Raw genomic sequence first — 26,451 nt, forward strand, 5'->3', positions numbered from 1 at the left:
GCCCGCTCCGACCCCTTGATGGGTTCACGATTGTTCGATACCGTCGACTTGAGCAAGGTATATCGAGCCGCCCTTCCTGCGCGGGAAGCCAGTCGCATTCACCATCGCCACATCTATGTCCTGTGCACGCCGCTCAATTCCTTCGTTAAGGATGGCCTGCCCTTCGGATTGCATGCGACCGGTATTCGACCCATGATTTTCTCGGGGTTCATGGTCACACGGGGAATGCCCTTGCGCCAAGAATCCGACAGGATCAGCGCCTCGACCTCATGGCTGGGCGTCGGATTTCTGCTGTGATGAATTCGGCTTCTCTTTGATGTGGTTTCAGGTCCAAAGACAATATTACTTCAAGCTTAAATTTTTAAGCTTGAAGTATTTCCAGAGATGAACTACGGTCGATGCATCACTCGCAAAATATGCAACGCCAACGTCACATGGAGGGGCAAATGCGAATTGCCTGTTTGGGAGGGGGACCAGCAGGCCTCTATTTTGCTATTTCGATGAAGCTTCGCGACCCGGCCCACGAGGTGGTGGTTATCGAGAGAAACCGCGCCAGCGACACGTTTGGCTGGGGTGTGGTGCTGTCGGACGACGCGCTGGAAAACCTTCAGGAAAACGACCCGGCAAGCGCGCAGGCCATCCGTGATCATTTTGCCAATTGGGATGATATCGCCGTCGTTCATGATGGCGTGCGCACGGTTTCGGGCGGCCATGGATTTGCCGGGATTGGCCGCAAGCAGATGTTGACCCTGTTGCAGAAGCGCGCGCGGGAACTGGACGTCGAATTGCGCTTTGAGAGCGCGTTCGACACGGCGGCAGATTTCATGGACGACTATGACCTTGTGGTGGCCTGCGACGGCATCAACTCGCGCACGCGCGCGGCCTATGCCGAGCATTTCAGGCCAGATGTGGATGTGCGCGCCTGCAAATTCATCTGGCTCGGAACACATCAGAAATTCGACGATGCCTTTACCTTCATCTTCGAAAAGACCCAGCATGGCTGGATTTGGGCGCATGTCTACCAGTTCGACGAGAATACCGCGACCTTCATTGTGGAATGCGCGCAAGACACCTGGGACAAGTTCGGCTTTGAGGGCATGTCCAAGGAACAAATCATCACAACCTGCGAAAAGGTCTTTGCCGACCACCTTGGCGGCTATGCCCTGATGTCGAACGCCGATCACTTGCGCGGCTCGACGGTCTGGATGAACTTCCCGAGGGTTCTGTGCAAAAAATGGTATCACGAGAACATCGTTCTGCTGGGTGACGCTTCAGCCACGGCGCATTTCTCGATCGGTTCCGGTACGCGCCTGGCGTTCGACAGTGCGATCGCGCTGGCCAGTTACCTGCATTCGGAGCCCACCCTGGAAGCTGCCTTTCAACGCTATCAGGATGAACGACGGCTCGAGGTTCTGCGCCTGCAATCGGCGGCGCGCAACTCGCTGGAGTGGTTCGAGGATGTCGAACGATATCTGGACCTCGATCCGGTGCAGTTCAACTACTCGCTGCTGACGCGTTCGCAGCGGATCAGTCATGAAAACCTGCGGTTGCGCGACCCGAAATGGTTGGCCTCGGCCGAGCGCTGGTTTCAGACCCAGGCCGGTGCCGGGGCGGATGCACCTGCGCGTGCGCCGATGTTTGCGCCATATAAACTGCGCGACATGGAGTTGAACAACCGGATCGTCGTCTCTCCGATGGCACAATACAAGGCCGTCAACGGCAACCCCACGGATTGGCATCTTGTTCATCTGGGCGAACGCGCCAAGGGTGGGGCCGGGCTGGTCTATACTGAAATGACCTGCGTGTCTGATACCGGCCGCATCACTCCGGGCTGTCCGGGGCTTTATCAGCCCGAGCATGAAACGGCGTGGAAACGGATCATCGATTTCATCCATGCGGAAACCGATGCCAGGATTTGCTGCCAGATCGGTCACTCGGGTCGCAAGGGTTCGACCAGACTGGGTTGGGAAGGCATGGACAAGCCTCTGGCGGATGGCAACTGGGATTTGTTGTCGGCATCAGCAATCCCCTGGTCCCCCGACAACGCCACACCGCGAGAAATGACGCGGGACGATATGGACGAGGTCACAGCACAGTTTGTGGCATCAACCGGGATGGCCGCACGGGCAGGGTTTGACATGATCGAACTGCATGCCGCGCATGGCTATCTGATCTCGTCCTTTATCTCGCCGGTTTCCAACACACGCGATGATGAATATGGCGGAAGCCTTGAAAATCGTCTGCGTTACCCGCTGGAAGTGTTTTCTGCCATGCGCACAGCCTGGCCCGGGAAAAAGCCCATGGCCGTGCGGATCTCGGCGAGCGACTGGGTTGGAGAAGATGGCGTGACACCAGAAGAGGCCGTGATGATCGCACAGGCGTTTGAAACCGCTGGCGCGGATATCATCGACGTTTCGGCAGGGCAAACGACCATCGACGCCAAACCCGTCTATGGCCGAATGTTCCAGACGCCGCTTTCCGATCGCATCCGCAACGAAGCCGGGATCCGAACCATGGCTGTCGGCAATATCTACGAGGCCGATCACGTGAACTCGATCCTGATGGCGGGGCGCGCCGATCTGGTCTGCCTTGCACGCCCGCATCTTGCCGATCCCTATTGGACGCTGCACGCGGGCGCCTCTATCGGCGACCGTCAAGCTGACTGGCCCCTGCCCTATCTGGCGGGCCGCGATCAGAGCTGGCGGCTCGCGGACCGTGAGGCCGAAATGGCAGGCAAGGTATGACGCTTACCGGCAAACATGTGGTCGTGACCGGCGGCGGGTCCGGAGTCGGCGCGCAAACCGCTCGCCGGTTCGCGGCAGAAGGGGCCCGCGTCACAATTATGGGCCGCAAAGAAGAACCTTTGAAGTCGCAGGGCCTCGCATGGCAGATCTGCGAGGTGACCGATCCTTCCTCGGTATCGGCTGGTTTTGACGGTGCGCGCGCGGAACATGGTCCAATCTCTGTTGTTGTTGCCAATGCGGGCGCGGCCACATCCGTGCCCTTTGCACAGATGTCGCCACAGGATCTTGACGACATGTTGGGCGTCAATCTGACCGGCGTTTTCAACGTCTGGAAGGCGGCTCTGCCGGAAATGAAGGATGCCGGTTGGGGGCGGATGATCGCGATCGCCTCAACTGCGGGCCTCAAAGGCTATCCCTATGTCGCGGGATATTGCGCCGCCAAACACGGCGTTGTCGGCCTGACCCGGGCGCTGGCGCTTGAACTGGCCTCCACCGGCATCACCGTGAATGCGATTTGTCCCGGCTTCATCGAGACCCCGATGCTGGAGCGATCCATCGCCAACATCGTGGGAAAGACCGGGATGAGCGCCGCAGACGCGGCCAAATCGCTCTTGCGGAACAATCCGCAAAAGCGGTTCATCCAAACCGATGAAGTGGCCGGTACGGCGGTATGGCTCTGCTCGGGCGCGGCCAAATCGATCAACGGACATGCGCTGAGCCTGTCGGGCGGCGAAATTTGACAGAGAGGACAAGAATGCGCAGCGATGTGACACATTTCATCTGCACTATCGAAAACGGCATCGCCACGGTTGCGCTGAACCGGCCTGACCGGAAGAACCCGCTGTCTTTTGAAAGCTATGCGGAGATGCGCGACTGGTTCCGCGATCTTGCGTACAGCGACGATGTCAAAGCCGTAATATTTGCCCCGAATGAGGGTAATTTCAGCTCGGGTGGCGATGTGCATGAGATCATCGGCCCGCTCACCAAGATGAAAATGAAGGAATTGTTGACCTTCACCCGGATGACCGGCGATCTGGTCAAGGCCATGGTCAATTGCGGAAAACCCATCATTGCTGCCGTTGATGGCATCTGTGCCGGAGCAGGCGCGATCATCGCCATGGCCTCGGATCTCAGAATTGCAACGCCCGAGGCCAGGACCGCATTCCTGTTCAACCGGGTAGGCCTTGCGGGCTGCGATATGGGTGCCTGCGCCATTCTGCCCCGGATCATCGGTCAGGGTCGGGCCGCGGAGCTGCTGTATCTGGGCCGTTCGATGCGTGCCGAAGAAGGCGCCGCATGGGGGTATTTCAATCGCGTTGTGCCACAGGATCAACTGCTGGACGCCGCCACAGATCTGGCCCGCCGGATCGCGGATGGGCCGAACTTTGCCAACATGATGACCAAGACCATGCTGGCGCAGGAATGGTCTATGTCAATCGAACAGGCCATCGAAGCCGAGGCACAAGCGCAGGCGATCTGTATGCAGGGTCAGGATTTTCACCGGGCCTACAACGCCTTCGTGGCCAAAGAAAAACCGATATTCGAGGGCGACTGATGGTGGATAAAAGCTATCTGGATTGGCCGTTCTTCGAAGACCGTCACCGGGATCTGGCCGCCCAGTTGGACGAATGGGCGGCGTCCGAACTGGCAGGGATCGACTACAGTGATACCGATCAGACCTGCCGGGATCTGGTTGCGGCTCTGGGCCGCGACGGATGGTTGTCCCACTCTGCCGTCGACCCCGACGCAGGTGCGCCACTGGATGTGCGCAGCCTGTGCCTGATCCGCGAAACGCTGGCGCGCCACGACGGGCTTGCCGATTTCTCGTTTGCGATGCAGGGATTGGGCACCGGGGCGTTGTCCCTGTTCGGCACCGATGCGCAAAAGACCGAATGGCTGACACAGACGCGCGCGGGCAAGGCGATTTCGGCCTTTGCCCTGACCGAACCGCAATCGGGGTCGGACGTCGCCAATTCGACGATGACCGCTGTACAGGACGGCGCGGATTTTGTTCTGAATGGCGAGAAAACCTGGATCTCGAACGGTGGGATCGCGGATGTCTACACCCTCTTTGCCCGCACCGGTGAGGCGCCCGGAGCCAAGGGGTTGTCCGCCTTTGTCGTTCCCGCGGGCCTGCCAGGCTTCGAAGTGGTCGAGCGGTTGGACACCATGGCTCCGCATCCTCTGGCGACGTTGCGCTTCACCGATTGCCGCATTCCGGTCACTGCCCTGATCGGGGACCGCGGCGCCGGGTTCAAGATAGCGATGTCTGTCCTTGACGTGTTTCGTTCGACCGTGGCGGCGGCCGCATTGGGATTTTCCCGGCGGGCGCTGGACGAAGCCCTGAACCGAGTCACCACACGCCGGGTTCAGGGCGCACCGCTCTTTGATCTGCAGATGGTACAGGGACATATCGCCGACATGGCGCTGGACGTGGATGCGGCAGCCCTGCTGGTCTATCGTGCCGCCTGGGCCAAAGACAGCGGCGCCCCCCGTGTTACGCGCGAAGCCGCGATGGCCAAACTGTTTGCCACCGACCACGCGCAACAGGTGATCGACAAGGCCGTCCAGCTTCATGGCGGGGATGGCGTCAAATCCAACGAAACCGTCGAAAAACTGTATCGCGAAATCCGCGCACTCCGAATCTACGAAGGCGCATCAGATGTGCAGCGCGTCATCATCGCACGGCAGGCGCTGGACGCCATGCAGGGAGGATAAACATGCTCAGAACTTCGGCCCATACCGACACGTTTTCGCGCGACAACCTGCCCGCGCAGGACACCTGGCCGGATTTTCTTCTGGATGGTTTCGACTACCCGGACCGGTTGAATACTGCGGTCGAACTGACCGATGTCATGGTCGACAAGGGGTTTGGCGATCACACCGCCCTGATTGGCAATGGACGGCGGCGCACCTACAAGGAACTGACAGATTGGACCAACCGGCTGGCCAATGTGCTGGTCAGCAATCTGGGGGTGAAGCCGGGCCATCGGGTGATGATCCGTTCAGCCAACAACCCGGCGATGGTCGCCTGCTGGCTGGCGGCGAGCAAAGCGGGCGCGGTGGTCATCAATACCATGCCCATGCTGCGCGCTGCGGAACTGGCCAAATACGTGGACAAGGCCGAGATCACCCACGCGCTGTGCGACACGCGCCTGATGGATGAGATGACAGCCTGCGCCAAGGACAGCCAGTTCCTCAAGACGGTCGTCGGGTTTGACGGAACCGCCAATCACGATGCCGAACTGGATCGCCTGGCACTGGAAAAGCCTGTGGCGTTTGATGCGGTCGACACAGCGCAGGATGATGTTGCGCTGATCGGCTTCACCTCGGGCTCAACCGGTGAACCCAAGGGCACCATGCATTTTCACCGCGATCTGCTTGCCATCGCGGATGGCTACGCGAAAGAGGTTCTCAACGTCACGCCCCGGGACGTGTTCATCGGATCACCCCCGCTGGCCTTCACCTTTGGGCTGGGCGGGCTGGCGATCTTTCCCATGCGGTTCGGCGCTGCGGCGACCCTGCTCGAAAACGCCTCGCCGCCGAACATGATCGATGTGATCGAGAAATATCGCGCCACGGTGTGCTTTACGGCACCGACTGCGTATCGGGTGATGCTGCAGGCGATGGATGAGGGGGCCGATCTGTCATCGCTGCGCGCTGCGGTTTCGGCGGGCGAGACCTTGCCCGGCCCGGTATATGACGAGTGGATTCAGAAGACCGGAAAACCGATGCTGGACGGGATCGGCGCCACGGAAATGCTGCACATCTTCATTACCAACCGGTTCTCGGATCATCGCCCTGCCTGCACCGGGAAACCCGTCGGAGGTTACGAGGCCAAGATCATTGGCCCCGATGGCAAGGACCTGCCCGCAGGTGAGATTGGGCGTCTTGCGATGCGCGGCCCAACCGGCTGCCGCTATCTGCGCGGAGAACGCCAGCAGGAATACGTCCAAAACGGCTGGAACATATCTGGCGATGCCTTTTTCATGGACGAGGACGGGTATTTCCATTTTGCCGCCCGCAACGACGATATCATCGTTTCTTCCGGCTACACCATCGCCGGCCCCGAGGTCGAGGCTGCCCTGCTTGGCCATACGGCGGTCGCGGAATGCGCCGTCATCGGTGCGCCTGATGAAGCGCGCGGTTCTGTCGTGCAGGCCCATGTCGTATTATCTGAAGGGTATGAGCCGAACGAAGGTCTGACCAAAGAGTTGCAGGATCACGTCAAGGCAACGATTGCCCCGTTCAAATACCCCCGCTCGGTCGTCTTCGCCACGACGCTGCCTAAAACCGAAACCGGGAAAATCCAACGCTTTAAGCTAAAGGCACAGCGATGAGCAAACATCCATATGATCCCGGTGCGGAAGGCGCGAAAATGGGTTTCAGGGATGCCATGTCTTATGGCGATTACCTGAAACTGGAACACCTTCTCGTCCAACAATGTCCCTTGTCCAGCGCCCATGACGAAATGCTGTTCATAATTCAGCATCAGACCAGCGAGTTGTGGATGAAGCTGGCTTTGCACGAAATGTCGGCGGCACGTGCGGCCCTGAATGCAGGCAACATGCCTGCGATGTTCAAGATGCTGGCCCGTGTAGCGCGCATATTCGAACAACTCAACAACGCCTGGGATGTATTACGCACTATGACGCCCGCTGATTACACCACCTTCCGCGAAGCGCTGGGGCTGTCGTCGGGCTTTCAATCCTATCAGTACCGCATGATCGAGTACGTCCTGGGCAACCGCAATCCCAACATGCTCAAACCTCATGAACATATGCCGGAAGTCCACAAGATGCTGAGCGATGAACTTGCCCGGCCAAGTTTTTATGACGACATCATTCGGCTGCTGTTCACCACCATAGACGGCCCTCACGCAAAGATACCCGAGCCTCAGCTGAAATCGCCTCACGCATCGGTGCCCGAAGTGCAAGCCAGGTGGCGGCAGGTTTACGAGGATGTCGACACCTATTGGGTCCTGTATGAGCTTGGTGAAAAGCTCGTCGATCTCGAGGATTACTTCCGCAGGTGGCGCTTTAACCACGTCACGACGGTTGAGCGCGTTATCGGCTTCAAACGAGGGACCGGGGGCACCTCGGGCGTCGACTACCTGCGCAAGATGCTCAGCGTGGAACTGTTCCCCGAACTTTGGCACCTGCGAGGAGAGCTTTGATGCCTGGCAATTCAGTTTATCGAAAGCACCTGTTCGATATTCCCGAGGATGTGATCTATCTGGACGGCAACTCGCTGGGTCCTTTGCCGCGGGATGCCGCCCAACGCGCCACCGAGGTCATTGCGTCCGAATGGGGCCGCGAGTTGATCAAGGCCTGGAATACCGCAGACTGGATCTCGTTGCCGAAAAATGTCGGTGACCGGATTGCACGACTGATCGGCGCGCCCGAAGGGTCGGTGGCAACCGGCGACACGCTGTCGATCAAAGTGTATCAGGCCCTCGCTGCAGCTTTGAAGATGCGCCCCGACCGCCGGGTCATCCTGTCTGATAACGGCAATTTCCCGACCGATCTCTATATGGCGGAGGGGCTGATCGACACGATCGGCAAAGACTACGAACTGCGCACTCCGTCGCCCGAGGACGTGGCCGATGTCATCACAGAAGAGGTGGCGGTGGTCATGCTGACCGAGGTCGATTATCGAACCGGCCGCAAGCATGACATGGCCGACATCACCCGACGCGCGCATGCAGCCAGGGCCGTGATGATCTGGGACCTGGCCCATAGTGCCGGAGCGATGCCCGTGGATCTGGCCGGATGCAATGCGGAATTCGCCACTGGTTGCACCTATAAATACCTCAATGGCGGTCCCGGCGCGCCCGCCTTTATCTACGTGAGGCCGGATATCATTGAGCAGATAGAACCCGCTCTGGCCGGCTGGATGGGCCATGCGGCCCCCTTCGCCATGGAGTTGAATTATCGTCCCATGATGTCCACGGAACGGATGCGGGTCGGGACACCGCCGATTATCCAATTGTCAGTCCTGCAACAGGCCTTGCGGATCTGGGACGGGGTTGATCTGCAGGACATACGCGCCGCCTCGATCGCCCTGTCCGAACGATTCATATCAGAAGTCGAAGCACGCTGCCCGGAACTGAAACTGGCCTCGCCGCGCAATGCCGACGAACGCGGTTCGCAGGTCTCGTTCGCCTTCGAAAATGGCTATGCCGCGATGCAGGCCTTTATCGACCGTGGAGTGATCGGGGATTTCCGCGCGCCAGATATCATGCGGTTCGGATTCACGCCATTGTATCTGGACGAGGGCGATATCGTCCGTGGTGCAGAGGTGATCGAGGACGTCCTAAAGAACGAACTTTGGCGCGATCCAAAATATCTCGTCAAGTCGCGTGTGACCTGATGCTTGGAGCGTTGCGCATATGATGCAGTTCGCCTGCCGCCAGAAGGTGCTGTTTCGCCATTGCGATCCGGCGGGGATCGTCTTTTATCCCCGCTATTTCGAGATGCTGAATGATTGCGTCGAAACGTTCTTTGACGAATGCATCGGTTGGCCATTTGAAACTGTGCATAAGGAGGCGGCAGTGCCCACGGCAAGTATTTCAGTGGATTTCACTACTCCCAGTCACCATGGCGATCTGCTGGAATTCAACCTGATGGTTGTCAGGCTGGGCACGGCCAGCATGGCGTTGGAATTCCGCGCGACCTGCGGCGAAGAACTCCGGCTCAAAGGGGGGTCCACACTTGTCTATGTCGGACCCGGCGGACGCCCACAGCCCTGGCCACGAACTGTAAGAGACGCAATGGCTGACAAGAAATGGGGGACGCAATGACGCTGAAGGAAATTCATCCCGAAGGATGGGCACCCGCGCTAGGGTATGCCAATGGCATGCTGGCCAGGGACGGAACGCTGTATATCGGAGGCCAGATTGGCTGGAACGAGAATAAGGAATTCGTCGCCCGGGACCTCATCTCGCAGATGGAGCAGACCCTGCGCAACATCCTGACGATTGTCGAGGCCGCTGGCGGTCAGGCCACCGACGTGGCGCGCCTGACATGGTTCATCAAAGACAAGCAGGAATACCTGACAAATCAGCGCGAAGTCGGACAGGCCTATCGCCGCGTCTTCGGCAAGCATTTTCCGGCCATGTCGATGCTGATTGTCAAGGATCTGGTAGAAGATGACGCCCTGATCGAGATCGAGGCAACCGCATGTATCGGGTGATGCGTTTCCGTCGCAAAAATTGGCGTTGATGAAAGCTAGGTGCTCAATTCCTGAAGTCGCTGATCCTTTACGCAGTGTATTTCTAATATGTGTTCTGGAGTGTCATACCGCGACCTGGAAGAGATTGTGGCTGAACGTGGGGTGACGGTCGATCACACGACTCTGAACCGATGGGTCATAAAGTACGAGCCTCAGGTCGCTTTGATGACGCAGAAATGAAAGTCAAAACAGCAGTTTCCTGGCGCATGGACGAAACTCTGAGTAATTGAGCGGCGGCTCTCCACGCCGGTGCTTACCGAAGGATGACACGCCTTTGATCCTCGGCGACTGGCTGCGCCTCCGGCCACGCCCTTCCACGCTTTGAGAACAATGGTCCGGTATAGGGTGGAAGCAGGTTAGCGTGCAGAATCGAATGGATGCGGTTCTTGAGACGGGTCATCTGGGAAACCAACTGCACACGATCCGCCACGACCCGGCGCAGCCGCTCCGTTTCTTCGTGGGGCATCCAGACTTCCGGTAGAAACCCCACCCTTCAGCAGCATCTCTTCAACTGCGCGGAGGTTCAGATTGAAACGAACATAGAGCACACCGCTTGGGCGATGACCTGCGGAGGAAATCGGTGGCATTTGAAGCTGATCGACGATGATTTTGTTAACTACCTACGTCCAAACCCCAACATCAGCGGCCGAACCACGGTTAACGTGAAAACGTCCGGTCAAGACACCTTAAATAAGTTGCCATTAGTGATTTGGCGCACTGCACGATCCATGCGGAATTGGTTGCCGCGATCCGTGTGCTCATCCGCCATCAGATCCTGGTAGCCGTCGGCCACTGCGCGCAAGTAATCCAATGCGTCTGTCTTGCGGCCCTTGAGCGCCATCAAGTAGCCGCGCGACAATTCTAGGAAAAACTCATATTTGCGGTCTATCCCCGGAAAGCCAGTTGCATCGTGATAGGTCATGCATTCTTCGTAGCTGCCCTGGGTGAAGGGATCATAATCAGCCACGTCCTGTGGCAGGTCCTTGATGCTGGTATAGATCGAAGAAGTGAAGACCTGTCCCTCCCAGCGGTAATAATCCTTGAGATAACCCATGGTAACCTTGATCCAGGGTAACCGGTCAAAGAAGAAGTCTTGGTTGATCAACACAGAATTGCCTCCAATCATAGACGGGTAAAACTGCTTCGACACATGTGCGTTCAAGCGGATGGATTTGCAGACGTCCACAAAGGCAATTTCGATGGGGGTACCGTCCCACTTTTCCTCGTTCAGATCGCCGATGTGAAGCGAGATCAGACCCTTGTACGGGGCTACGTTTTCTTCCAGGATCGGCACAAAGCTCTCCCCCAGAGTGTAAGGCGTTCCATTGAAGACCCGGTTTCTGTCGACCTTTTCACTGGCCGGTGGCGGCAAATAGCCCAGTTCATAGCCATGCAGAGGTTTGCCATCGGGAAAATTCGAGAAATCCATGTCGGCAAAACTCGGGTTGGACTGGAGCCCCGAAGCGCTGGCCACCAGGGAGGAGCCGAAAAAGCTGCCACCGTCGATGATGACACCAACACCGCGATATAGCTTGCCAGCCACGGCGGACAGCATCGCCCGCTCCATGTAAGATAGCATACCCGGTGCGCTGCTCTGACGTTGGTTGAGCACCAAATTGGGAAGGTCGAGCTTTTCGACAAACGAGCTGCCGACGACACCTCTGGAGATATTCAAGTACATGATAAGGTGCCCTTTTCTGTCCTGTTTAGTGAGGGTAACCTGTTCCGGTTCAAGCCTGCGAGATTGGGGATGGGATCAGCCATCTGGGTATGGCCGCGCGAACTTCCCAAGGTTGCAGAAATTGTGTCCCTTTTCTTATATCGCCGGGTATCTTCAGAGCCGAAAATAGCAACTTCGGTTTTAAGGCACTGGTTACACCAACTTTGCGCGAGTAATTTGAGGTCAGTGGCCTCAATGAAGAAGTGAGCACTGCCTTGAATTACCGCCATGCGCAGTTTTTGGTCGGCTATTTCTGGTCCGGTGAATTCGATGCTGACGGTACGGGAAAACGCGGATGCCACCTGCGTCGGAGGCAGCGGGAATCGGCCAGCTTGTGCCGATACATTTTGCCATACAACAAGTCGTTGCGGCCGAACGGTGCAATCCGCTCGGCACAAAAACAACGGCGATGTTTCAGGTGGCGCTTTCAAGCAACGCATGTTTTTTTGGGGAAAGGTTTTCTCGTCGACTTTTGGTAGGTTGTTTCCAAAGCGATACACAGGGAATCTTGGATTTGTCGCAGCGCAAAGCATATTTTTGAGCAATCTCATGGACTTCTTCCATCAGGCTTGCTTTCAACCTGACCGGCTCAAGTCCCAGATGCATGAAACCCTGGTTGAGAACTTCCAGCTCATTCTCGGCCATTTCGTTCCGCGGGTTGTCGAGATTAGAAATTTCTGCACCCATCATCTCGCGAAGCATATGAGCCAAGTCGCGAACCCGGTGCGTTTCCGTTGCCTGGTTCAGGATCTGGACCCGGTCGCCGTCTTGCGGCGGGTTTTGCAGTACCAATTCGATACAGCGGCAGGTGTCCTGAATATGGATGAAGGCCCGCGTCTGACCCCCTGTTCCATGTACGGTTACAGGGAATTTGATCGCTGCCTGCATGATGAAACGATTCAAAACCGTGCCATAGTCTCCATCATAGTCAAAACGGTTGATCAACCTTTCGTCCAGTTCGGTTTCCGGCGTCTGCGTTCCCCAGACAATTCCCTGATGCAAGTCCGTGACCTTGACACCGTCGTTCTTGTTGTAGAAGGCGAATAGAAGCTGATCTTGGCACTTTGTCATATGGTAGATCGATCCGGGGTTCGGTGGATACAGGATGTCCTGCTTGATCTCACCCGTAGGTGTTGCGATCTTCACATTCAAATAGCCCTCCGGAATCTCGATCCCGGCAGTCCCGTATCCATATACGCCCATAGTTCCAAGATGGATCAAATGCGTATCCAAACCGGACTCGACTATTGCCGCCAGTACATCATTGGTCGCATTGATGTTGTTTGAAACCGTATAACGCTTGTGCGCCGCACTTTTCATAGAGTAGGGCGCAGCCCGTTGTTCAGCAAAATGTATGATTGCATCGGGCCGCTCTTCACTGATCAAAGCGAGCAGACGTTCATAGTCCTGTCCGACCGTAAAGTTTTCAAAGCGGATGGTGTTACCGGTCAGCTCTTTCCAGACACGCAGTCGCTCGCCAATAGGCCGAATAGGCGTGAGGCTTTCAACTTCAAGTTCCAAGTCGATTTTACGCCGGGAGAGGTTGTCTACGATAACAACTTCATGCCCACGTTGTGAAAGATAGAGACTGGTCGGCCATCCGCAAAACCCATCTCCTCCGAGAATAAGAACTTTCATTTTAGTTCGTCCCATAATTTCTTTACGCGCTAAAGTAGTGTCGCGTGGATTGTGCGCAAGCAGAAAAACGCATTAGTGATTCTGGAATGCGATTCGCGGTGGTGGCCAATCAAAATCAGGCCGTTGCAATACGGCCCCACAGCCGCGTTTCACCTTAGAATTCAGGCATAGCCGCGTGCCTTTGTCGCATCAGGAGGCTCTGCGGAAATCGCCGCAACGAGGGCTGCTGCGTGCGCCGATTCTGTCCGTTCCCGCAAAAGGATATCTCGCAATTTCAGCGCCTTTGCACGCGCATTCTCTGGGTCGGCCAGAACCTTGCGAATGACGACCGCCCATTGCTCAGTCGACGCATCCTTGGGCAGACAGTGGGTCAACGCGGGCAGCAGTACCTCGCGTGTACCTCCAGCGTCCGAGCCCACTAGCGGTATCCCCGTCATGGCTGCTTCCAGCAGCTGGACAGGCACACCATCCCAGGCCGAGGTATAAAGCCACGCATCAGCTTCTTCTAACGGCAGGCTGGTAAAGTGGTCATAAACCCCCTCCAGGTACACATTGGCGGGGCGGTCCGGAAGAGGAGCCCCTCCTTTCAGCACGCTGGCTCCCCACATCCGGAAGTCCACTTCCGGCAAGGCGCTTGCGATTTCATAGACCAGTTCCGCCCGCTTCTGCGGGTCTATCCGCCCTGCCCAAAAAATCTGAGGCCGACGTTTCGCGACAGTCGGCCGCAGTGGCATAACCGGGATCGAACTATCTGCGGGGCTGGGCAAAGCTTGCACCCTGCCAGCCAGCCTGCGCGGCAACATATGGCGTTCCCGCAGTTCGTCGGCAAGAAACTGGCTGTCTGTGAGAATTCCCGCAAGCTGATGGAAATGGGGGTAGACGCGCCGTAGCGGGTAACCCGTCCAATAACCATGCGCGGTCTGCTCATTACAGAAGAGGCAGGCAAATATGCGCACCGAAGAAGCAAGTGCTGTTCCATAGGGTATCATCGCGTCCCACAGAAGCCGGGAATTCACGTTGAAGACGCATTCCGGGCGCAGGGCGCGCAGGAATTCCGTTAAGACCCGCATCTGCGCATCCTTTTTCAGACCGGTAGTCAGCGCTGCAAAGTCCACCACGCGGACCCCTTTCGGCAGCTTTCCTTCCGGCATGGTCCCGGAATGCTCTGTTAGGACCACCAGTACTTCGCTCGCGTTAGCGCCTGCGAGGGCTCGGGCGATATGGCCCTCAAACCGTGGCGCAGCGCCAAAGCGGGGTCGGTTCACGCAAATCACATAGCGCGTGCGCCGGTGTCCGGCAGCACCGTTCAATCGCCACATCGCCGCTGTGCGCGCGGACACGATGTCCGAGTTAAACGGGGGAACTTTGACCTTCAGAGCCTGCATCCACCCTTGTTCGATCAATGGCTCGTGCAGGGCAGCGTGTGCCACTTGGGCGCCCAGGCCCCCATGTTCCAGTCGCTGCCGAAGATCATCATACCGGGAGCGCCACAACGTGAAGGCATCGCCCGCAGAACAACCAAGCATTTCAGCGATGGTTTCGAACTCATCTACAGGGCGGGGCACATACCCGTTGTACCGACCTTTTTCTAGCCAGTGAGAAAACGGATTCGCCCCGCTCCTGGCTACATCCGGATATTTCTGTAGATAGGATCGAGTGGAAAACCACGGTGTCGGGTTGCGGCATTCTTTCCACCCCGCGCGCACAAAATGCGCAACTGGATCAAAATGCTCAAGCGCAGCAATGTCCGGGTAAGAGGCGAGGTAGAATGCGTGGTCAAACTCTGGCTTTATTACTTTATACACCCGCCGGTTGCGCCACGAAACCCTTCCCTTGTGTGCCCGGGCTCGTTCCACCCGCGCCGCAAAGCGCGCACCGTAGTACGGAACCTTCGCGGAATGATCTGCTGCGTCTGCTTGGGCTCTTTCCGTCGGATCAACCATATGACCGCAGGCACCAAGATCTGCGACGCGATCCACAGCCATCGGCTCCAGCTGCCGCACAACAGCCTTGCGCGCGCGGCTTTCAGTAACAAGCGAAGACCCCCGTCGCCGCTTGAAGATGATTGTGTCTGGAGCGTTCAGGTGCAGCCAGCCCCCTGCCATAGATTCGATAGCGAACTGCCAGTCCTGAAAAGACAGACCCGCTGGAATGATGCGCTCAGAGTAGGTGTGCTCCAGATGTGCTTCGCGAGGAGCAAGGCACAGGCTGTCGTAATAGTTCATGCAGTAGAAGTGATAAGGTGAAAATAATGGATCCGTTTGATCCGGTTTGAAAAAAACCGAATGCGCCCCGTCAAAAAGCCAGTTGAGTTCAGGGTGCACAATCGCCCTCTGCCCCGCCTTCTCAGCCTGCTGTAAGCGATTCATCCCGGCGCTGAGCCAGTTCTGTGAAAACAGGTCATCGGCATCCAGAAAGGCGATACAACGCCCCTTGGCCAGACGCACGGCAGCGTTCCGTGTCCGGCCTAGATCGCCCTCGCTGAAACTGATTTTTCGCCAATTCGCCATCCGCGACTGAAAAAACCATTCCTGTGTCTCTTCGGTTGGGGTGTCCAGCGCAACAATGCGCTCAACAGAATACCCACTTGCCATCGCTGCGCGGATTGCATCTTCGGCGGACTTGACAGTTGGCCCGCTTACGAGTGTTTCGTTGTGCGCTGTGAGAATTACCGACAAATCAAAACTGATGCCAGGTATTGCCATGCTTCACCCCGCACAGATCAGTAAAAACGCGCAATCATCGACTTAACAACATTGCAGCCGCTTCCATGATCGGAAGCATATCATTTCGCCTTTTATCGCGCGTAGATAAAGGGTACGCAACCCACAGATGAGAGGATTTTTTTATGAAGAACTGCTCCGCGTTCATCCTTGTCGGCGGCTATGGATTCGTAGGCCGCAATATCCTTGCAACTGTCCAGAACGACGCTGCTTTTGCCGGGCTGTTTCCTGCTGTGATCGACAACCTGTCTAACGCCGCACCAGGTCATGAAACGCTTGATATTCCAGCCTTTTGCGGCAGCTACGAGGAGCCGGGTGCGCAGGAATTCCTGAAAGAAATCGACGAACAGGGATTCCCCAATCGTATCTTCGTGTTTCTGGCCGGGGAAACTCGGGTTGCAGAATCCAAGGACAGGCCCCTGGATTTCATTGAAGCGAACATCCGTCAGCCTGCAAGCTTTGTCCTGGAAACTGTGCGGCCAGGGGATCATTTCATCCTCATTTCAACGGCTGGCGCGCTGTTCGATGGCACGTTTGAGATCCGTAACACCTCTTCCTATTGCCCAAAGAATTTTTACGGCGCGACTAAGGCTGCCGAAGAAATGATTCTGGAAAAGCTGGTTGAACTGAGGGGCGGTTCGTATTCGGTCATCCGCATGACCAACGTGTATGGCTGCTTTTCCGAGAAAAAGAAAAGCGCGATTCACGCTTTTACACGCGCGGTTTTGGACGGGACGGAGGTCTTCTTAAACGGTGATGGCCAGCAGCGGCGCGACTTTATCTACGCAGGAGATGTCGGGCGTGGCATCGCCACCCAGGCACTGCGGGTGCAGAATGGTGCTGAAACGTCTCGTGTAAACACACTGGGCGCTGGAGTCTCGAGTTCTTTGATGGACGTTGTCCGTGCCGTTGAAGCGGCAACCGGCAAGACGCTGCGCTATACGAAAACCCCGGCAGAGGAATTGCTGAAAACCGAACCTCGTGACGTTGTTGCCTCTCGCGAGGATGTTGAGGTTCTACTCGGCGGTGAGGTCACCCCGCTGGAAGAAGGAATACGACACACACAGTCTTACTACGCAATCCAAAGTGTCGGAGAAGATGCCTGATGAGCCCTGCTCTTTATGTCGTATATCACAAATCAGCGCCGCGCCTTCAGAGCACGAGCGTGCTTCCTGTTCAAGCTGGCAAGGTGCTCGACCGGGCTTCGATTCCGGGAATGCGCGGCGACGATACAGGCGTTAACATCTCGGAAAAAAACGATACCTGGTGCGAACTGACTGTTCTCTACTGGGCGTGGAAGAATGCATCAGCAAGCGATCTGACCGGACTTATGCACTACCGTCGGTTGTTGGATTTCTCGGATCGTGATTTGTTGGGCTCGGTGGAAAAATACCCGGACGAGTTCGATACACGTGCCTGGTGTCTTGAAGCCGAAGAGTGGATGAAGCAGGAAGGCACGCACTGGGATATTGTGGTACCGCGCCTGCACCGAATGGGCAGAACCGTTGAGGAAAATTACCGAACTGGCCACAATTCACAAGACTGGGATGCGATGTGCGACATTGTTCGGCGCGATCACCCGGAATACATCCCCGATCTGGAAGCTGTGGCATCCGGCTACGAGGTGCGGCTGGGCAATCTCGTTCTCATGGCAAAACCTGTCTTCGACCGGTATTGCAGCTGGCTGTTCGATATCCTGTTCAAGATAGAAGAGGCACCAATCGATCGTGAAGCCTACAGCCCTTATCAGGCGCGTTATCCGGGGTTTCTGTCGGAGCGTCTGCTGACTGTGTTTGTGCATCATGAAAACCGGACGAACCCATCGTTGCGCCTCAAGGAAGTGTCGATCCTAAACCTCAGCCGATCAGCGGTATCTCCATATATGTCGGCCGCAGACCGCCAAGAACGCGACGCAATCAACATCGCCTGCTCAACCGATCGTGCCTATCTTCCTCATGCCGCCGCTATGCTGCGCTCTGTTCTCGATCACACGGATTCATCGCGACCGCTGAATTTTTTCTTCCTTCACTCAAATATCGACGACGAGGATCTGTTGCACTTGCAGGCCATGATGGAAGAGAAGCCAGGCAACGGTTTTCACCCGATCAATGCCAACGGTATTTTTGATGGCTGCTACCGTTCCGCATCACGGGCTCCATCCAACGCCACTTACAACAGATTCCTTCTACTGACTTTATTTCCCGGGCTGGATCGCCTGCTTTATCTTGATGCCGACCTCATCGTCAAAACCGACATTGGAAAACTGTATGATTCAGACCTGGGTTCTGCAGAAATCGCCGCGGTGCCCGACTGGATCATGGCACGGACCCTGGCTGGCCCCACCAGAACAATTGATCCCGAAGTGCCGGATCTAGCCATATATCAGCGAGAGACACTTGGGCTTTCAGAGGCTGAAATCGGGCGGTATTTCAATGCCGGGGTGCTGCTCTTCAACTTTGCTGCAATGAAAGACCCCGAAGCAATAGGTCGAACGCTGCGCGAGATGGCCGGTGAACGGCAGTTTCTTTTCAGGGATCAAGACATCCTGAACGTTCACTTCAAGAACAGCGTTTGTTTGCTTGATGCGCGGTGGAATGTTTTCACCGCACCGGTCCAGGCTTATGTCCGCGTGCCCCGAAACAACCACGAGAAAGCGATGGCCGCCCGGCGTGACCCTTGGATCATTCACTATGCTGACCGTGAATTCAAACCCTGGGTGGGCTATGCGGTTCCAGAGGCCCAACACTATTGGCAGGCACTGATCCGTACACCGTTTTATGGTGAGGTTGTACGCAATCTGGCGGGAAAAAGTGGTCGGCGCAAACGCGCGCTGGGGGCCCAACTCATAGGGATCGGCCGCAAAATCGCGGAACGCATCCCATTTCTAAAAACGCCAATGCTGAGGCTTTACCATGCCTGTTCGGGTGGACGGTTTTTGACATTCGGGAAACGTTAGCGAGCTACGGCATTGAAACACATGGAGACTTTATGCAGATCGACAATTTTGAGGTAAAGAATTACCCAGCAATTTCGTCACTCGGACTGAGCAGTTCAAACCAAAGGCTCAGGGTTTGCATTGTCACAGAAGAAATCATCGGTCCGGTTCGCAACGGCGGTATTGCCTCTACATATTATCACCTCTCCAAAGGGCTGGCCGCACATGGGCATGATGTGCATGTCTTGTTCCTCAAAGGGCCCGTGGTTCAGGATGAAACCCCCGAGCATTGGGTAGAGCATTTCGCCGGGTTCGGGGTCACGCTGCACTATTTAGATATTCCAGGCGACCCTGCCTGGAGCAGCGCCCCGAATTGGCAATCCCGGTACAGCGCCGCTTACCATTGGTTGCGAGATCAGGAGCGATTTGATGTAGTTCACACATCGGAATGGCGCGGCGGCACGTTCTATGCGCTGATGGCCAAGCGCCTTGGCCTTGCCTTTCAGGACACTCTTTTCCTGGTCAAGACCTCTTCGCCACATATCTGGAACCGACACTACCAGATGCAGCCGATTGAACGACGCGATCTGGTTCTTGCTGCCCATGCAGAACAGAAGTGCGTCGAATTGGCTGATGCGGTTATCGGTGGCTCTGCCCACCTGATTACTTTCATGGAGCAAATTGGCTATAAGATTCCAGATGCCAATGTCTTTGTGCAACCCAACATCGTGGATTTTTCCAATGTACCGGTCACCGATCAGCGCCCGGGGCGTCAGCCGGGTGACATTGTAAATTCAAGTGAACTTATCTTCTTTGGCCGCTTGGAAGCCCGTAAAGGTGTCGAACTGATGTGCAACGCGCTCGATATCCTGCGCGAACGCCAGATCGCTCCGTCCAGTGTGACCTTCATGGGAAAATGGGGGGGCCTGCTTGCCACGCAGGGCGGTAAGAAGGTGCAGAATTACATCGAAGAAAAGGCACGCAATTGGGATTTCCCAGTGAGCTTTGTTACTGACAAGAACCAGCCCGAAGCATTGAGCCACATGTGTTCGCGCGACATGATCGCAGTGATGCCCTCGCTGATCGAAAACTCCACGATGGCGGTCTATGAAACGCTGGAATGCAATATCCCGTTTATTGCTACTGATGTCGGGGGCACCGCCGAACTGATAGACCAAAGGGATCATGTCGACTGCCTTGTCCAGCCGAACTCTACGGCGCTTGCGAACCGGCTGGAAAAAGTGCTGGAACACGGGCAGCGAATTGCGCGACCGGGGTTTTCCAACGATGAGAACCTCCAGGTCTGGTATGGCTTCCACGCTTATCTTGGTGAGCAGATCAAACGACTAGGCGCCCGGCAAGCCATTTGTTCCATTACGGCTCGCGCTGACACACGAGGCCTCCCGATAAAGGCGCTCCGTTATGCTGTCCTTCTGCGCAGTGATGATAATGTGGAGGCACTTACGCAGGCTTTGCTGCGCGACCGACCTGACAGCGTTGCCCTCGCGTACAACGATGCAAATCTGCACAGCTTAGTCGCCGAAGCAAAGGCCACGTTGACGGATGCAGGACTAGAGGTGTTGGAGCTTGCCCGTATAGGTCAGGCAGCAGGCGACACACTCCACGCCTTGACCAGTTTGCCAGGCGCGGATGCCATCGTAATTGCACATGGTGCTTCTGTTCAGCCAGCTCCGGGCTTTGTTGCCGCAGTTCGTACGGCGCTGGAACATCGTCCCAACAGCCTGATCACAAGTTTTTTCAGCGCCGTGAAAGATGTTCATGGAACACCTGCGGGCAGTGATGTGGCCTCACAGTTTCTGTCACCACGTGCCTATGGCCCAGAGATTTTCGCTATGCGCCGCGCCACTTATGAAAAGGTTGGCCGATTTGAGCCCTATGACGTCCAGAGGGGCATCCTTCACGAATTTGTCACTCGGGCGTCTGTGAAGTTCAATGACGACCTCATGGTTTGCCCAGAACCGCTGCTGGACTGGCCACAGGCGATGGATGAATCGCAGGCGATGGCAGATGACTCTGTGTATGCGTATCTCAAAGCTAAACCGCTTATTGATGAATCAGGATTGGCCCAGCGGAAAATTTTGCTGAGCGCCCTGCACCTGGTTACCGGCGGTAACCGCACCATTGGTGACAAATCCCTTCGTGACGGCGGACGGCCAAAGGAAAGTCCCCTCTGGCTGACGCCGGCTGATTGGGACCGGAGCGAGATTACCGATGCATTGAAACGAAAATTAGTTGCAGGCCTTGACGAGGAGACGAACACACTTTGGCTTTATGCGCGCGGAGTTGGCAGCCGACGCCTGATGACCCGAGACACCACCCAGCAAATAGAACTTGTGGATGAGCACCTGAGCGCGGACGGCGGAGATCACATTACCTTGCACCGCTATCAAGTTCCGGCAAGCTGGGAAGTCGGAACGACCCACGCGCTAAACTGGAGCGTGTTCGATGGTGAAAGGAAGGCAGGCAATCAATTTCTGCGCATTAGTAAGCTTGCTGAAAATACCTACGCACTTTCCTCACGAAAGCCGCTTCTGACAAAAGATGCGCTCCGTCAGATCTTCCTGCGGCAGTGCGAAGGCGCTTCCGCCTCGACTACATCTGGGAGCTCGGCCAAACCTGACCCATCCCCGCGAGTGGCCAAAGCGCCAAACAACTGGCCGGACAGCCTGACATCCGCACCTCAGCAAGTTGTGCATACGTCGGCACCTGACACATTAGGCAATGCACCTGCACAGGTTGTTGATAAATTGATGCGGCTTGCCGACGAAACTGACCGGCCCGAGCTGCAACGCCTCGCCATGCAAAAACGCAGCGAATTACTGCTGGCACAAATGGCGCCTCTGCATCTGGACAAAAAACCCTTTCACCATCTGAGCGATGTTCGGTCATTCCTCGCCCTGCCTGCCAACGGCTGCTGGCGGGAAAACGAATGGCTGCAAGGCTGGGCCTGGGACCGGATGAGGCCGAATACACTGCTTCATATCATTATTTTGCAAGGCACAGAACCTGTATATGCTAGCCCAGCCGACTTCCACGACCCGACCTTGGGCCACCGCACGCCTGGGCTTGAACAACATGCATTCCGCATTCCAGTTCTACCCTCGTTTTTTTCTCCCGGGAACGGCACACTTTCTCTACGCATTCTGGAAACGGGCGATCCGGTCCGTAATGGCCATCTAGCACCGGGTGACGTCGGTTCACGCGTGCTGAAATCAGTCACAGAAAAAGTGCAGCCTGCCCGCACAAGTCCTGCCCGTCACACAAAGACCAGCCCCTTGATGATGCGCGCGCGCAGGATGCTGAAAGCCCTGGGAAGCAGGGACCACAGAACGCGATGACCGTCACATGCCCAACCGGGCTGTCAACAAATTTTAGCTTGAAGAGGCTGATTACCAATGCAACTAGAAAATGCTCAAATTACAGACCAATCGAACGCCTTGCGCGAAGATATGTCCAACGCAAAGGAAGCCCTGCAGCGCCATGATTGGGAGAAGGCACGCTGCATACTGGCACCGATTGCCGCGCGCAAACCGAAGAGCGTAGCCTCGTTTCATATGGCCCGGATCGAACTGGAAACCGGGCATGCCGCTGCGGCTGAATCCCACCTGACAGCGTTCCTGGAAAGCCACCCCCTACACCCTGGTGCACTTGCGCTGAACGCCCGCCTCGCCCTAGTCCTCGGCGACATCGAAATGGCGGAGACTCTGGTGGGTAAGGCCCTTGCGGAAGATGCAGAACATAAGGGCGCCTTACGAATAAGTTCCCAAGTCGACGATGCCTTAAACACAAAAGCAGCCTCCTTAGCGATCGAAACCTTGAACGCCGGATATCTAGAAGCACGGAAGAACGGGCCAGATGACGATCTGCTCGCGGCTGCTGAGACCTTGGCTAGCCTAACCCCGGGAAGCCGTTGGAACGATGATCCGATAGCAGCCACGATCGCATATTTCCACCACGCGTCCGACCTGTGGTCAGCCCTGCGAAACTACGATCCACATCTGATCAACGCTTCCGTTAAATTCGACTACATCACCTGGCCCAAGCGCATCCAGGCCCATATCCGCGGGGGGGCAGTGCTTGATGTCGGCTGCGGCTTCGGCGGTTATGGCATGGGATTTTTGATCGCTGGTGCCCAATCCTACAACGGGCTGGATCCCGTGATGGACCTCGACAGCACACGTACTCGCAACAAACGCATCCGCAGCATAGCAGATCTGGGAATAACACCACGCGAAATAAGCGCCTCTCTTCCAGCGATAAGTCTTACCCAGGGCAAACTGGAAGATCTGACCATTGACCGTACGTTCAACGCCGTTTCCCTGCACAATGTGACCGAACACCTAATGCAGCTAGAGCAGGTATTCAGCGAGTTAGCCACGCTCTGCAAGGAAAGGGCCAAACTCATCTATACGCACCATAATTTCTATTGCTGGAACGGGCATCATGGAAACCCTGCATGGCCGGAGCAGCTTGAAAAAAGCAATCCCGAGCATTTGAGGCTTTGTGACTGGAACCACATCGAATTTGCCGAAAGCGCACCCGATGACAATTACCTCAAAACCCATTTGAACCGGGTTCGGCTCAGCGATATCCGTGCAATCACTGAAAAATACTTCAACATTGAAACCTGGCAAGAGATCCCTTCCTCACCTTCCACACTGCAACGCCTGACACCAGAAGTCTTCAATCGGGTCCGCAAGATTATCCCGGATATCGAAGAACGCGAACTGAAAACAAATCTTGTTTTCTGTATCGCTGCAGCCAAGCCAGATGTGTCGCATGCTCTGTAGACCGATTTTCCTGCCATTTTGTTTTAGAGTTTCCGGGACTGGCGGGCGCATGCTGAGTGCCTGATGCGGTCGGGTGTGTTTGTATTGTCTAAGCCAGCAATTGACGACGATTTGCGGATCTGTCGCAAAGTTCCCGTGTTGATGTCAGGGTTACAGGATGTTTGTTGTCGCCAATACCCCTCGACAACATGATCAAACAGGATCACCGTTTCATGAAAAGGCTCACGCGACCGATGTTGCGGTTCAAAGGCTTCATCTCAGCTGCGGCGACGCTCGCGGGGATCGAGACAGCTAACATGATCCGCAAGGGCCAGCTCGGGCTTTCGATAAACGGCTTCAGTCAATTTGCTGAGCCCGCTGGATAATTTCGCCCATTCAAAGCGTTAGCTTTGATCAACTCCAAGGTTTGCGACGGAACCCCATTATGAGACCGTTACGCGACCACTGATTTTTTTAATACCAGAAATGTCATCATACCCAGTGGCGGAAGAGGTCTTTGCTCTTCGACGACAAGCGCCTCCTCTTTCAGCACTGTTTCAATTTTGAAATCGGAATGCCAGCCGATTGTATTTGCAAGCGGGGCAATTACGCGTTCCAGAGATGCAAGCAGCCCATGTTTTCGTTGGAAATGGTTGGTAATCACCACTCTGCCGCCCGGTTTGCAGACTCTTGCTATATCCGCCATCACCCTTTCCGGCTCCGGAACGACGGACAACACATGCATCGCCGCAACTGTGTCAAAATGATTGTCCGGAAAATCTAACGTGCGTGCATCCATTTGCCTCAATTCAGCGACATGGCTCAGCGATAGGGCTTTTACTTTGTCTCTTGCTTTTTGCAGCATGTCTTCACTGAAATCAATTCCGGTCACCTGCGTCTCGGGCCCGTAGTGTTCCAGCGACAGCCCGGTGCCGATGCCAACCTCCAATACCCTTCCAGGGCGTCTATTGATATAGTCTACCGCGCGCTGCCGCCCGACATTGGTGACGGCCCCAAACGTCTTGTCATAGACGGGTGCCCAGCGAGCATAGGAGGTTTGAACGGCCTTGATGTCCATATCGAGTCCTTAACGGTTGGGAGGTATTTCTCTGTCGAGCCAAGCCCACGCGACAATTCCCACATACCCGACACAAAGCGCGATCAGCGTGACCCAGGCAAATGTCAGCAGAGCGGCCCCCACGACAGCAATACCAATGAGAAAATACTTCGCGTTCTCGCGAGATATCCGCGTGGTTTTGAAGGACCAGGTTGGGATGCGGCTGATGAGCAGAAGACCGATGATCACCATGTAGAGGCAGATCAATATACTGGGCAGCAAATGGGCATCCGCAAAAGCGAAGGACAGATACATCGGCAGCATGACCAGTAGCGCCCCTGCGGGGGCCGGGACTCCCTGAAAATAGGCACTATCTTGATCGCAGGTTTCGGACCTGCTGCTCACATTGAACCGGGCAAGGCGCATGACGCAGCACACCGCAAAAAACAGAACGGCAATCCAGGCTGCGCTGCGTATATCCTGCAAGGCCCAAAAATAGAGCACGAGCGGCGGGGCCACTCCGAAGTTCAGGAAATCTGCAAGTGAGTCAAGCTCGGCCCCCAGTTTGCTGTCACTGCTTAGCAGACGCGCAATTCGCCCATCCAGTCCATCCAGCACGCAGGCAGCAATTATCAGTTGGACGGCAAGCACGTAGTTGCCCTGAACGCCAAATCTGATTGCTGACAGGCCCGCGCAAATGGCCGTTATGGTCAGCGCATTGGGCAGCAAATGGATCAACGCATACCCGGTCTCTTCCTGTTCGGTTGGTTCTGTCACTGATCCAGCCACCTACTTCTCTTTTGGTGTATTCAAATCGGCAAGGACGGTTTCGCCCGCAATCATCGTTTGCCCGACACGCACCTGCGGGTCCACACCATCAGGAAGATAGACATCCAGCCGAGACCCGAAGCGGATCAATCCAAATCGCTCTCCGGTTTGCAGCGCATCGCCTGAATTTACAAAGCAGACGATCCGTCTAGCCACCAGGCCGGCAATCTGGACAACGGCCAGGTCTTGACCGTTTGTCATTCGAATACGTAAGCTGTTGCGCTCGTTATCGGCACTGGCCTTGTCCAGAGATGCATTGAAAAACTTGCCGGGGCGGTAGGCAACAGCGGTAATCTCACCTTCAATGGGCGTCCGGTTCACATGACAGTTGAAGACACTCATGAACACACTGACCCGGGTGAGAGGTGTGTCGGGCATCCCAAGTTCGCTCGGCGGTACCGCCGCGCCGATCAGTGAAACCACCCCGTCCGCCGGGCTGACGATCAGTCCTTCTCCAATCGGTGGCACGCGTTCCGGGTCGCGAAAGAAATAGTAACACCAGATGGTGAAGCCGACGCCAATCCAGCCCAGAATCTCGGACAGGAAAAACAGACCGATGGTTATGGCGGCAAAGATTGCGACAAACCGAATACCCTCCGGGTGCATCGGTTTGATGAACGTATCGCGCATGCGCATCGCAAGCTTTCCCCAGGTCAATTGACGGCACTTTCATAAGTGGATTGGCGTGGAACGCAAGTGTGACAAATGCGGCTAGGTGTTTAGTTGTAGTGGCTCAGATGTGATCTGACAGTTGACCGTTTTTCTGGCGGCGTCTGTCAGGTC

20 protein-coding genes and 2 pseudogenes are annotated in these 26,451 nt (G+C 56.1%); 16 read left to right on the forward strand and 6 right to left on the reverse strand.

The annotated features are described in order from the left end of the window. The first annotated feature begins 30 nt into the window (after window positions 1-30). From M3P21_RS18910 to M3P21_RS18960, 11 genes and pseudogenes are all read left to right on the forward strand, one after another. Window positions 31-297: a hypothetical protein gene (locus M3P21_RS18910; RefSeq protein ID WP_249712548.1), complete on the forward strand. Its 267-nt coding sequence runs from the start codon at window positions 31-33 to the stop codon at window positions 295-297. A gap of 149 nt (window positions 298-446) precedes the next feature. Continuing rightward, window positions 447-2,744 (forward strand): bifunctional salicylyl-CoA 5-hydroxylase/oxidoreductase, encoded by a 2,298-nt coding sequence (locus M3P21_RS18915; RefSeq protein ID WP_249712551.1) that lies wholly within the window; start codon window positions 447-449, stop codon window positions 2,742-2,744. Then, window positions 2,741-3,484, forward strand: coding sequence for an SDR family NAD(P)-dependent oxidoreductase (locus M3P21_RS18920; protein WP_249712553.1), 744 nt, complete (start codon window positions 2,741-2,743; stop codon window positions 3,482-3,484). The genes M3P21_RS18915 and M3P21_RS18920 overlap by 4 nt, the downstream gene beginning before the upstream one ends. A 14-nt stretch (window positions 3,485-3,498) precedes the next feature. Then, complete coding sequence (locus tag M3P21_RS18925) at window positions 3,499-4,299, forward strand: enoyl-CoA hydratase family protein (RefSeq protein ID WP_249712555.1); 801 nt, start codon at window positions 3,499-3,501, stop codon at window positions 4,297-4,299. Further along, window positions 4,299-5,462 carry an acyl-CoA dehydrogenase family protein gene (locus tag M3P21_RS18930; protein WP_249712557.1) on the forward strand — a complete coding sequence of 388 codons (1,164 nt, stop codon included), beginning with the start codon at window positions 4,299-4,301 and terminating at the stop codon, window positions 5,460-5,462. Before M3P21_RS18925 ends, M3P21_RS18930 begins: the two co-directional genes overlap by 1 nt. 2 nt (window positions 5,463-5,464) lie before the next feature. Further along, entirely contained in the window at window positions 5,465-7,084 is a 1,620-nt protein-coding gene (locus tag M3P21_RS18935) for an AMP-binding protein (protein WP_249712559.1), read from the forward strand. Then, on the forward strand, window positions 7,081-7,920 hold the full coding sequence (locus M3P21_RS18940; RefSeq protein WP_249712560.1) for a tryptophan 2,3-dioxygenase: 840 nt from the start codon (window positions 7,081-7,083) through the stop codon (window positions 7,918-7,920). Before M3P21_RS18935 ends, M3P21_RS18940 begins: the two co-directional genes overlap by 4 nt. Next, complete coding sequence (gene kynU / locus M3P21_RS18945) at window positions 7,920-9,116, forward strand: kynureninase (protein WP_249712563.1); 1,197 nt, start codon at window positions 7,920-7,922, stop codon at window positions 9,114-9,116. Before M3P21_RS18940 ends, kynU begins: the two co-directional genes overlap by 1 nt. Before the next feature lie 19 nt (window positions 9,117-9,135). Beyond that, a complete protein-coding gene (locus tag M3P21_RS18950) occupies window positions 9,136-9,546 on the forward strand; it encodes an acyl-CoA thioesterase (protein WP_308445972.1) in 411 nt (136 codons plus the stop codon). Continuing rightward, window positions 9,543-9,938: a RidA family protein gene (locus M3P21_RS18955; RefSeq protein WP_249712565.1), complete on the forward strand. Its 396-nt coding sequence runs from the start codon at window positions 9,543-9,545 to the stop codon at window positions 9,936-9,938. Before M3P21_RS18950 ends, M3P21_RS18955 begins: the two co-directional genes overlap by 4 nt. A 50-nt stretch (window positions 9,939-9,988) precedes the next feature. Further along, a pseudogene (locus M3P21_RS18960) lies at window positions 9,989-10,195 on the forward strand (IS6 family transposase); the annotation flags it as partial. Between the two features lie 458 nt (window positions 10,196-10,653). Here the strand turns inward: M3P21_RS18960 and M3P21_RS18965 are convergent. The 3 genes from M3P21_RS18965 to M3P21_RS18975 form a co-directional block, all read right to left on the reverse strand. Next, entirely contained in the window at window positions 10,654-11,658 is a 1,005-nt protein-coding gene (locus tag M3P21_RS18965; protein ID WP_249712568.1) for a hypothetical protein, read from the reverse strand. Between the two features lie 453 nt (window positions 11,659-12,111). Next, window positions 12,112-13,335: an NAD-dependent epimerase/dehydratase family protein gene (locus M3P21_RS18970; protein ID WP_249712569.1), complete on the reverse strand. Its 1,224-nt coding sequence runs from the start codon at window positions 13,333-13,335 to the stop codon at window positions 12,112-12,114. A 161-nt stretch (window positions 13,336-13,496) separates the two neighbouring features. After that, window positions 13,497-16,040: a glycosyltransferase gene (locus M3P21_RS18975; protein WP_249712571.1), complete on the reverse strand. Its 2,544-nt coding sequence runs from the start codon at window positions 16,038-16,040 to the stop codon at window positions 13,497-13,499. A gap of 143 nt (window positions 16,041-16,183) precedes the next feature. Here M3P21_RS18975 and M3P21_RS18980 point away from each other — a divergent pair, with 143 nt between their 5' ends. From M3P21_RS18980 to M3P21_RS19000, 5 genes and pseudogenes are all read left to right on the forward strand, one after another. Then, on the forward strand, window positions 16,184-17,164 hold the full coding sequence (locus tag M3P21_RS18980; protein WP_249712573.1) for an NAD-dependent epimerase/dehydratase family protein: 981 nt from the start codon (window positions 16,184-16,186) through the stop codon (window positions 17,162-17,164). Then, complete coding sequence (locus M3P21_RS18985; protein ID WP_249712575.1) at window positions 17,164-19,014, forward strand: DUF4422 domain-containing protein; 1,851 nt, start codon at window positions 17,164-17,166, stop codon at window positions 19,012-19,014. Before M3P21_RS18980 ends, M3P21_RS18985 begins: the two co-directional genes overlap by 1 nt. 32 nt (window positions 19,015-19,046) lie before the next feature. Then, window positions 19,047-22,352 (forward strand): glycosyltransferase family 4 protein, encoded by a 3,306-nt coding sequence (locus M3P21_RS18990; RefSeq protein ID WP_249712578.1) that lies wholly within the window; start codon window positions 19,047-19,049, stop codon window positions 22,350-22,352. Window positions 22,353-22,409: 57 nt separating this feature from the next. Next, window positions 22,410-23,804: a tetratricopeptide repeat protein gene (locus tag M3P21_RS18995; protein WP_249712580.1), complete on the forward strand. Its 1,395-nt coding sequence runs from the start codon at window positions 22,410-22,412 to the stop codon at window positions 23,802-23,804. Between the two features lie 179 nt (window positions 23,805-23,983). Then, window positions 23,984-24,169 (forward strand): annotated as a pseudogene (locus tag M3P21_RS19000) (IS6 family transposase); the annotation flags it as partial. Window positions 24,170-24,237: 68 nt separating this feature from the next. Here the strand turns inward: M3P21_RS19000 and M3P21_RS19005 are convergent. Genes M3P21_RS19005 through M3P21_RS19015 form a run of 3 tightly spaced genes read right to left on the reverse strand, consistent with a single transcriptional unit; the run spans window position 24,238 to window position 26,304 of the window. Further along, the gene (locus M3P21_RS19005) at window positions 24,238-24,861 is read right to left on the reverse strand and encodes a class I SAM-dependent methyltransferase (protein WP_249712583.1); all 624 of its coding nucleotides are present in this window, start codon (window positions 24,859-24,861) and stop codon (window positions 24,238-24,240) included. Window positions 24,862-24,870: 9 nt separating this feature from the next. After that, a complete protein-coding gene (pssA, locus tag M3P21_RS19010; RefSeq protein WP_373320080.1) occupies window positions 24,871-25,629 on the reverse strand; it encodes a CDP-diacylglycerol--serine O-phosphatidyltransferase in 759 nt (252 codons plus the stop codon). Then, window positions 25,630-26,304: a phosphatidylserine decarboxylase gene (locus M3P21_RS19015; RefSeq protein WP_249712584.1), complete on the reverse strand. Its 675-nt coding sequence runs from the start codon at window positions 26,302-26,304 to the stop codon at window positions 25,630-25,632. It lies immediately after the preceding gene. Window positions 26,305-26,451: the final 147 nt, after the last annotated feature.

This window comes from Ruegeria spongiae, assembly GCF_023502395.1.
Classification (GTDB): domain Bacteria; phylum Pseudomonadota; class Alphaproteobacteria; order Rhodobacterales; family Rhodobacteraceae; genus Ruegeria_C; species Ruegeria_C spongiae.

What these genes read in the sequence shown, in the direction of transcription:
- M3P21_RS18915 (WP_249712551.1), top strand. Translation starts at nt 447, where the DNA reads ATGCGAATTGCCTGTTTGGGAGGGGGACCAGCAGGCCTCTATTTTGCT.
- M3P21_RS18920 (WP_249712553.1), top strand. Translation starts at nt 2,741, where the DNA reads ATGACGCTTACCGGCAAACATGTGGTCGTGACCGGCGGCGGGTCCGGA.
- M3P21_RS18925 (WP_249712555.1), top strand. Translation starts at nt 3,499, where the DNA reads ATGCGCAGCGATGTGACACATTTCATCTGCACTATCGAAAACGGCATC.
- M3P21_RS18930 (WP_249712557.1), top strand. Translation starts at nt 4,299, where the DNA reads ATGGTGGATAAAAGCTATCTGGATTGGCCGTTCTTCGAAGACCGTCAC.
- M3P21_RS18935 (WP_249712559.1), top strand. Translation starts at nt 5,465, where the DNA reads ATGCTCAGAACTTCGGCCCATACCGACACGTTTTCGCGCGACAACCTG.
- M3P21_RS18940 (WP_249712560.1), top strand. Translation starts at nt 7,081, where the DNA reads ATGAGCAAACATCCATATGATCCCGGTGCGGAAGGCGCGAAAATGGGT.
- kynU (WP_249712563.1), top strand. Translation starts at nt 7,920, where the DNA reads ATGCCTGGCAATTCAGTTTATCGAAAGCACCTGTTCGATATTCCCGAG.
- M3P21_RS18950 (WP_308445972.1), top strand. Translation starts at nt 9,136, where the DNA reads ATGATGCAGTTCGCCTGCCGCCAGAAGGTGCTGTTTCGCCATTGCGAT.
- M3P21_RS18955 (WP_249712565.1), top strand. Translation starts at nt 9,543, where the DNA reads ATGACGCTGAAGGAAATTCATCCCGAAGGATGGGCACCCGCGCTAGGG.
- M3P21_RS18965 (WP_249712568.1), bottom strand. Translation starts at nt 11,658, where the DNA reads ATGTACTTGAATATCTCCAGAGGTGTCGTCGGCAGCTCGTTTGTCGAA.
- M3P21_RS18970 (WP_249712569.1), bottom strand. Translation starts at nt 13,335, where the DNA reads ATGAAAGTTCTTATTCTCGGAGGAGATGGGTTTTGCGGATGGCCGACC.
- M3P21_RS18975 (WP_249712571.1), bottom strand. Translation starts at nt 16,040, where the DNA reads ATGGCAATACCTGGCATCAGTTTTGATTTGTCGGTAATTCTCACAGCG.
- M3P21_RS18980 (WP_249712573.1), top strand. Translation starts at nt 16,184, where the DNA reads ATGAAGAACTGCTCCGCGTTCATCCTTGTCGGCGGCTATGGATTCGTA.
- M3P21_RS18985 (WP_249712575.1), top strand. Translation starts at nt 17,164, where the DNA reads ATGAGCCCTGCTCTTTATGTCGTATATCACAAATCAGCGCCGCGCCTT.
- M3P21_RS18990 (WP_249712578.1), top strand. Translation starts at nt 19,047, where the DNA reads ATGCAGATCGACAATTTTGAGGTAAAGAATTACCCAGCAATTTCGTCA.
- M3P21_RS18995 (WP_249712580.1), top strand. Translation starts at nt 22,410, where the DNA reads ATGCAACTAGAAAATGCTCAAATTACAGACCAATCGAACGCCTTGCGC.
- M3P21_RS19005 (WP_249712583.1), bottom strand. Translation starts at nt 24,861, where the DNA reads ATGGACATCAAGGCCGTTCAAACCTCCTATGCTCGCTGGGCACCCGTC.
- M3P21_RS19015 (WP_249712584.1), bottom strand. Translation starts at nt 26,304, where the DNA reads ATGCGCATGCGCGATACGTTCATCAAACCGATGCACCCGGAGGGTATT.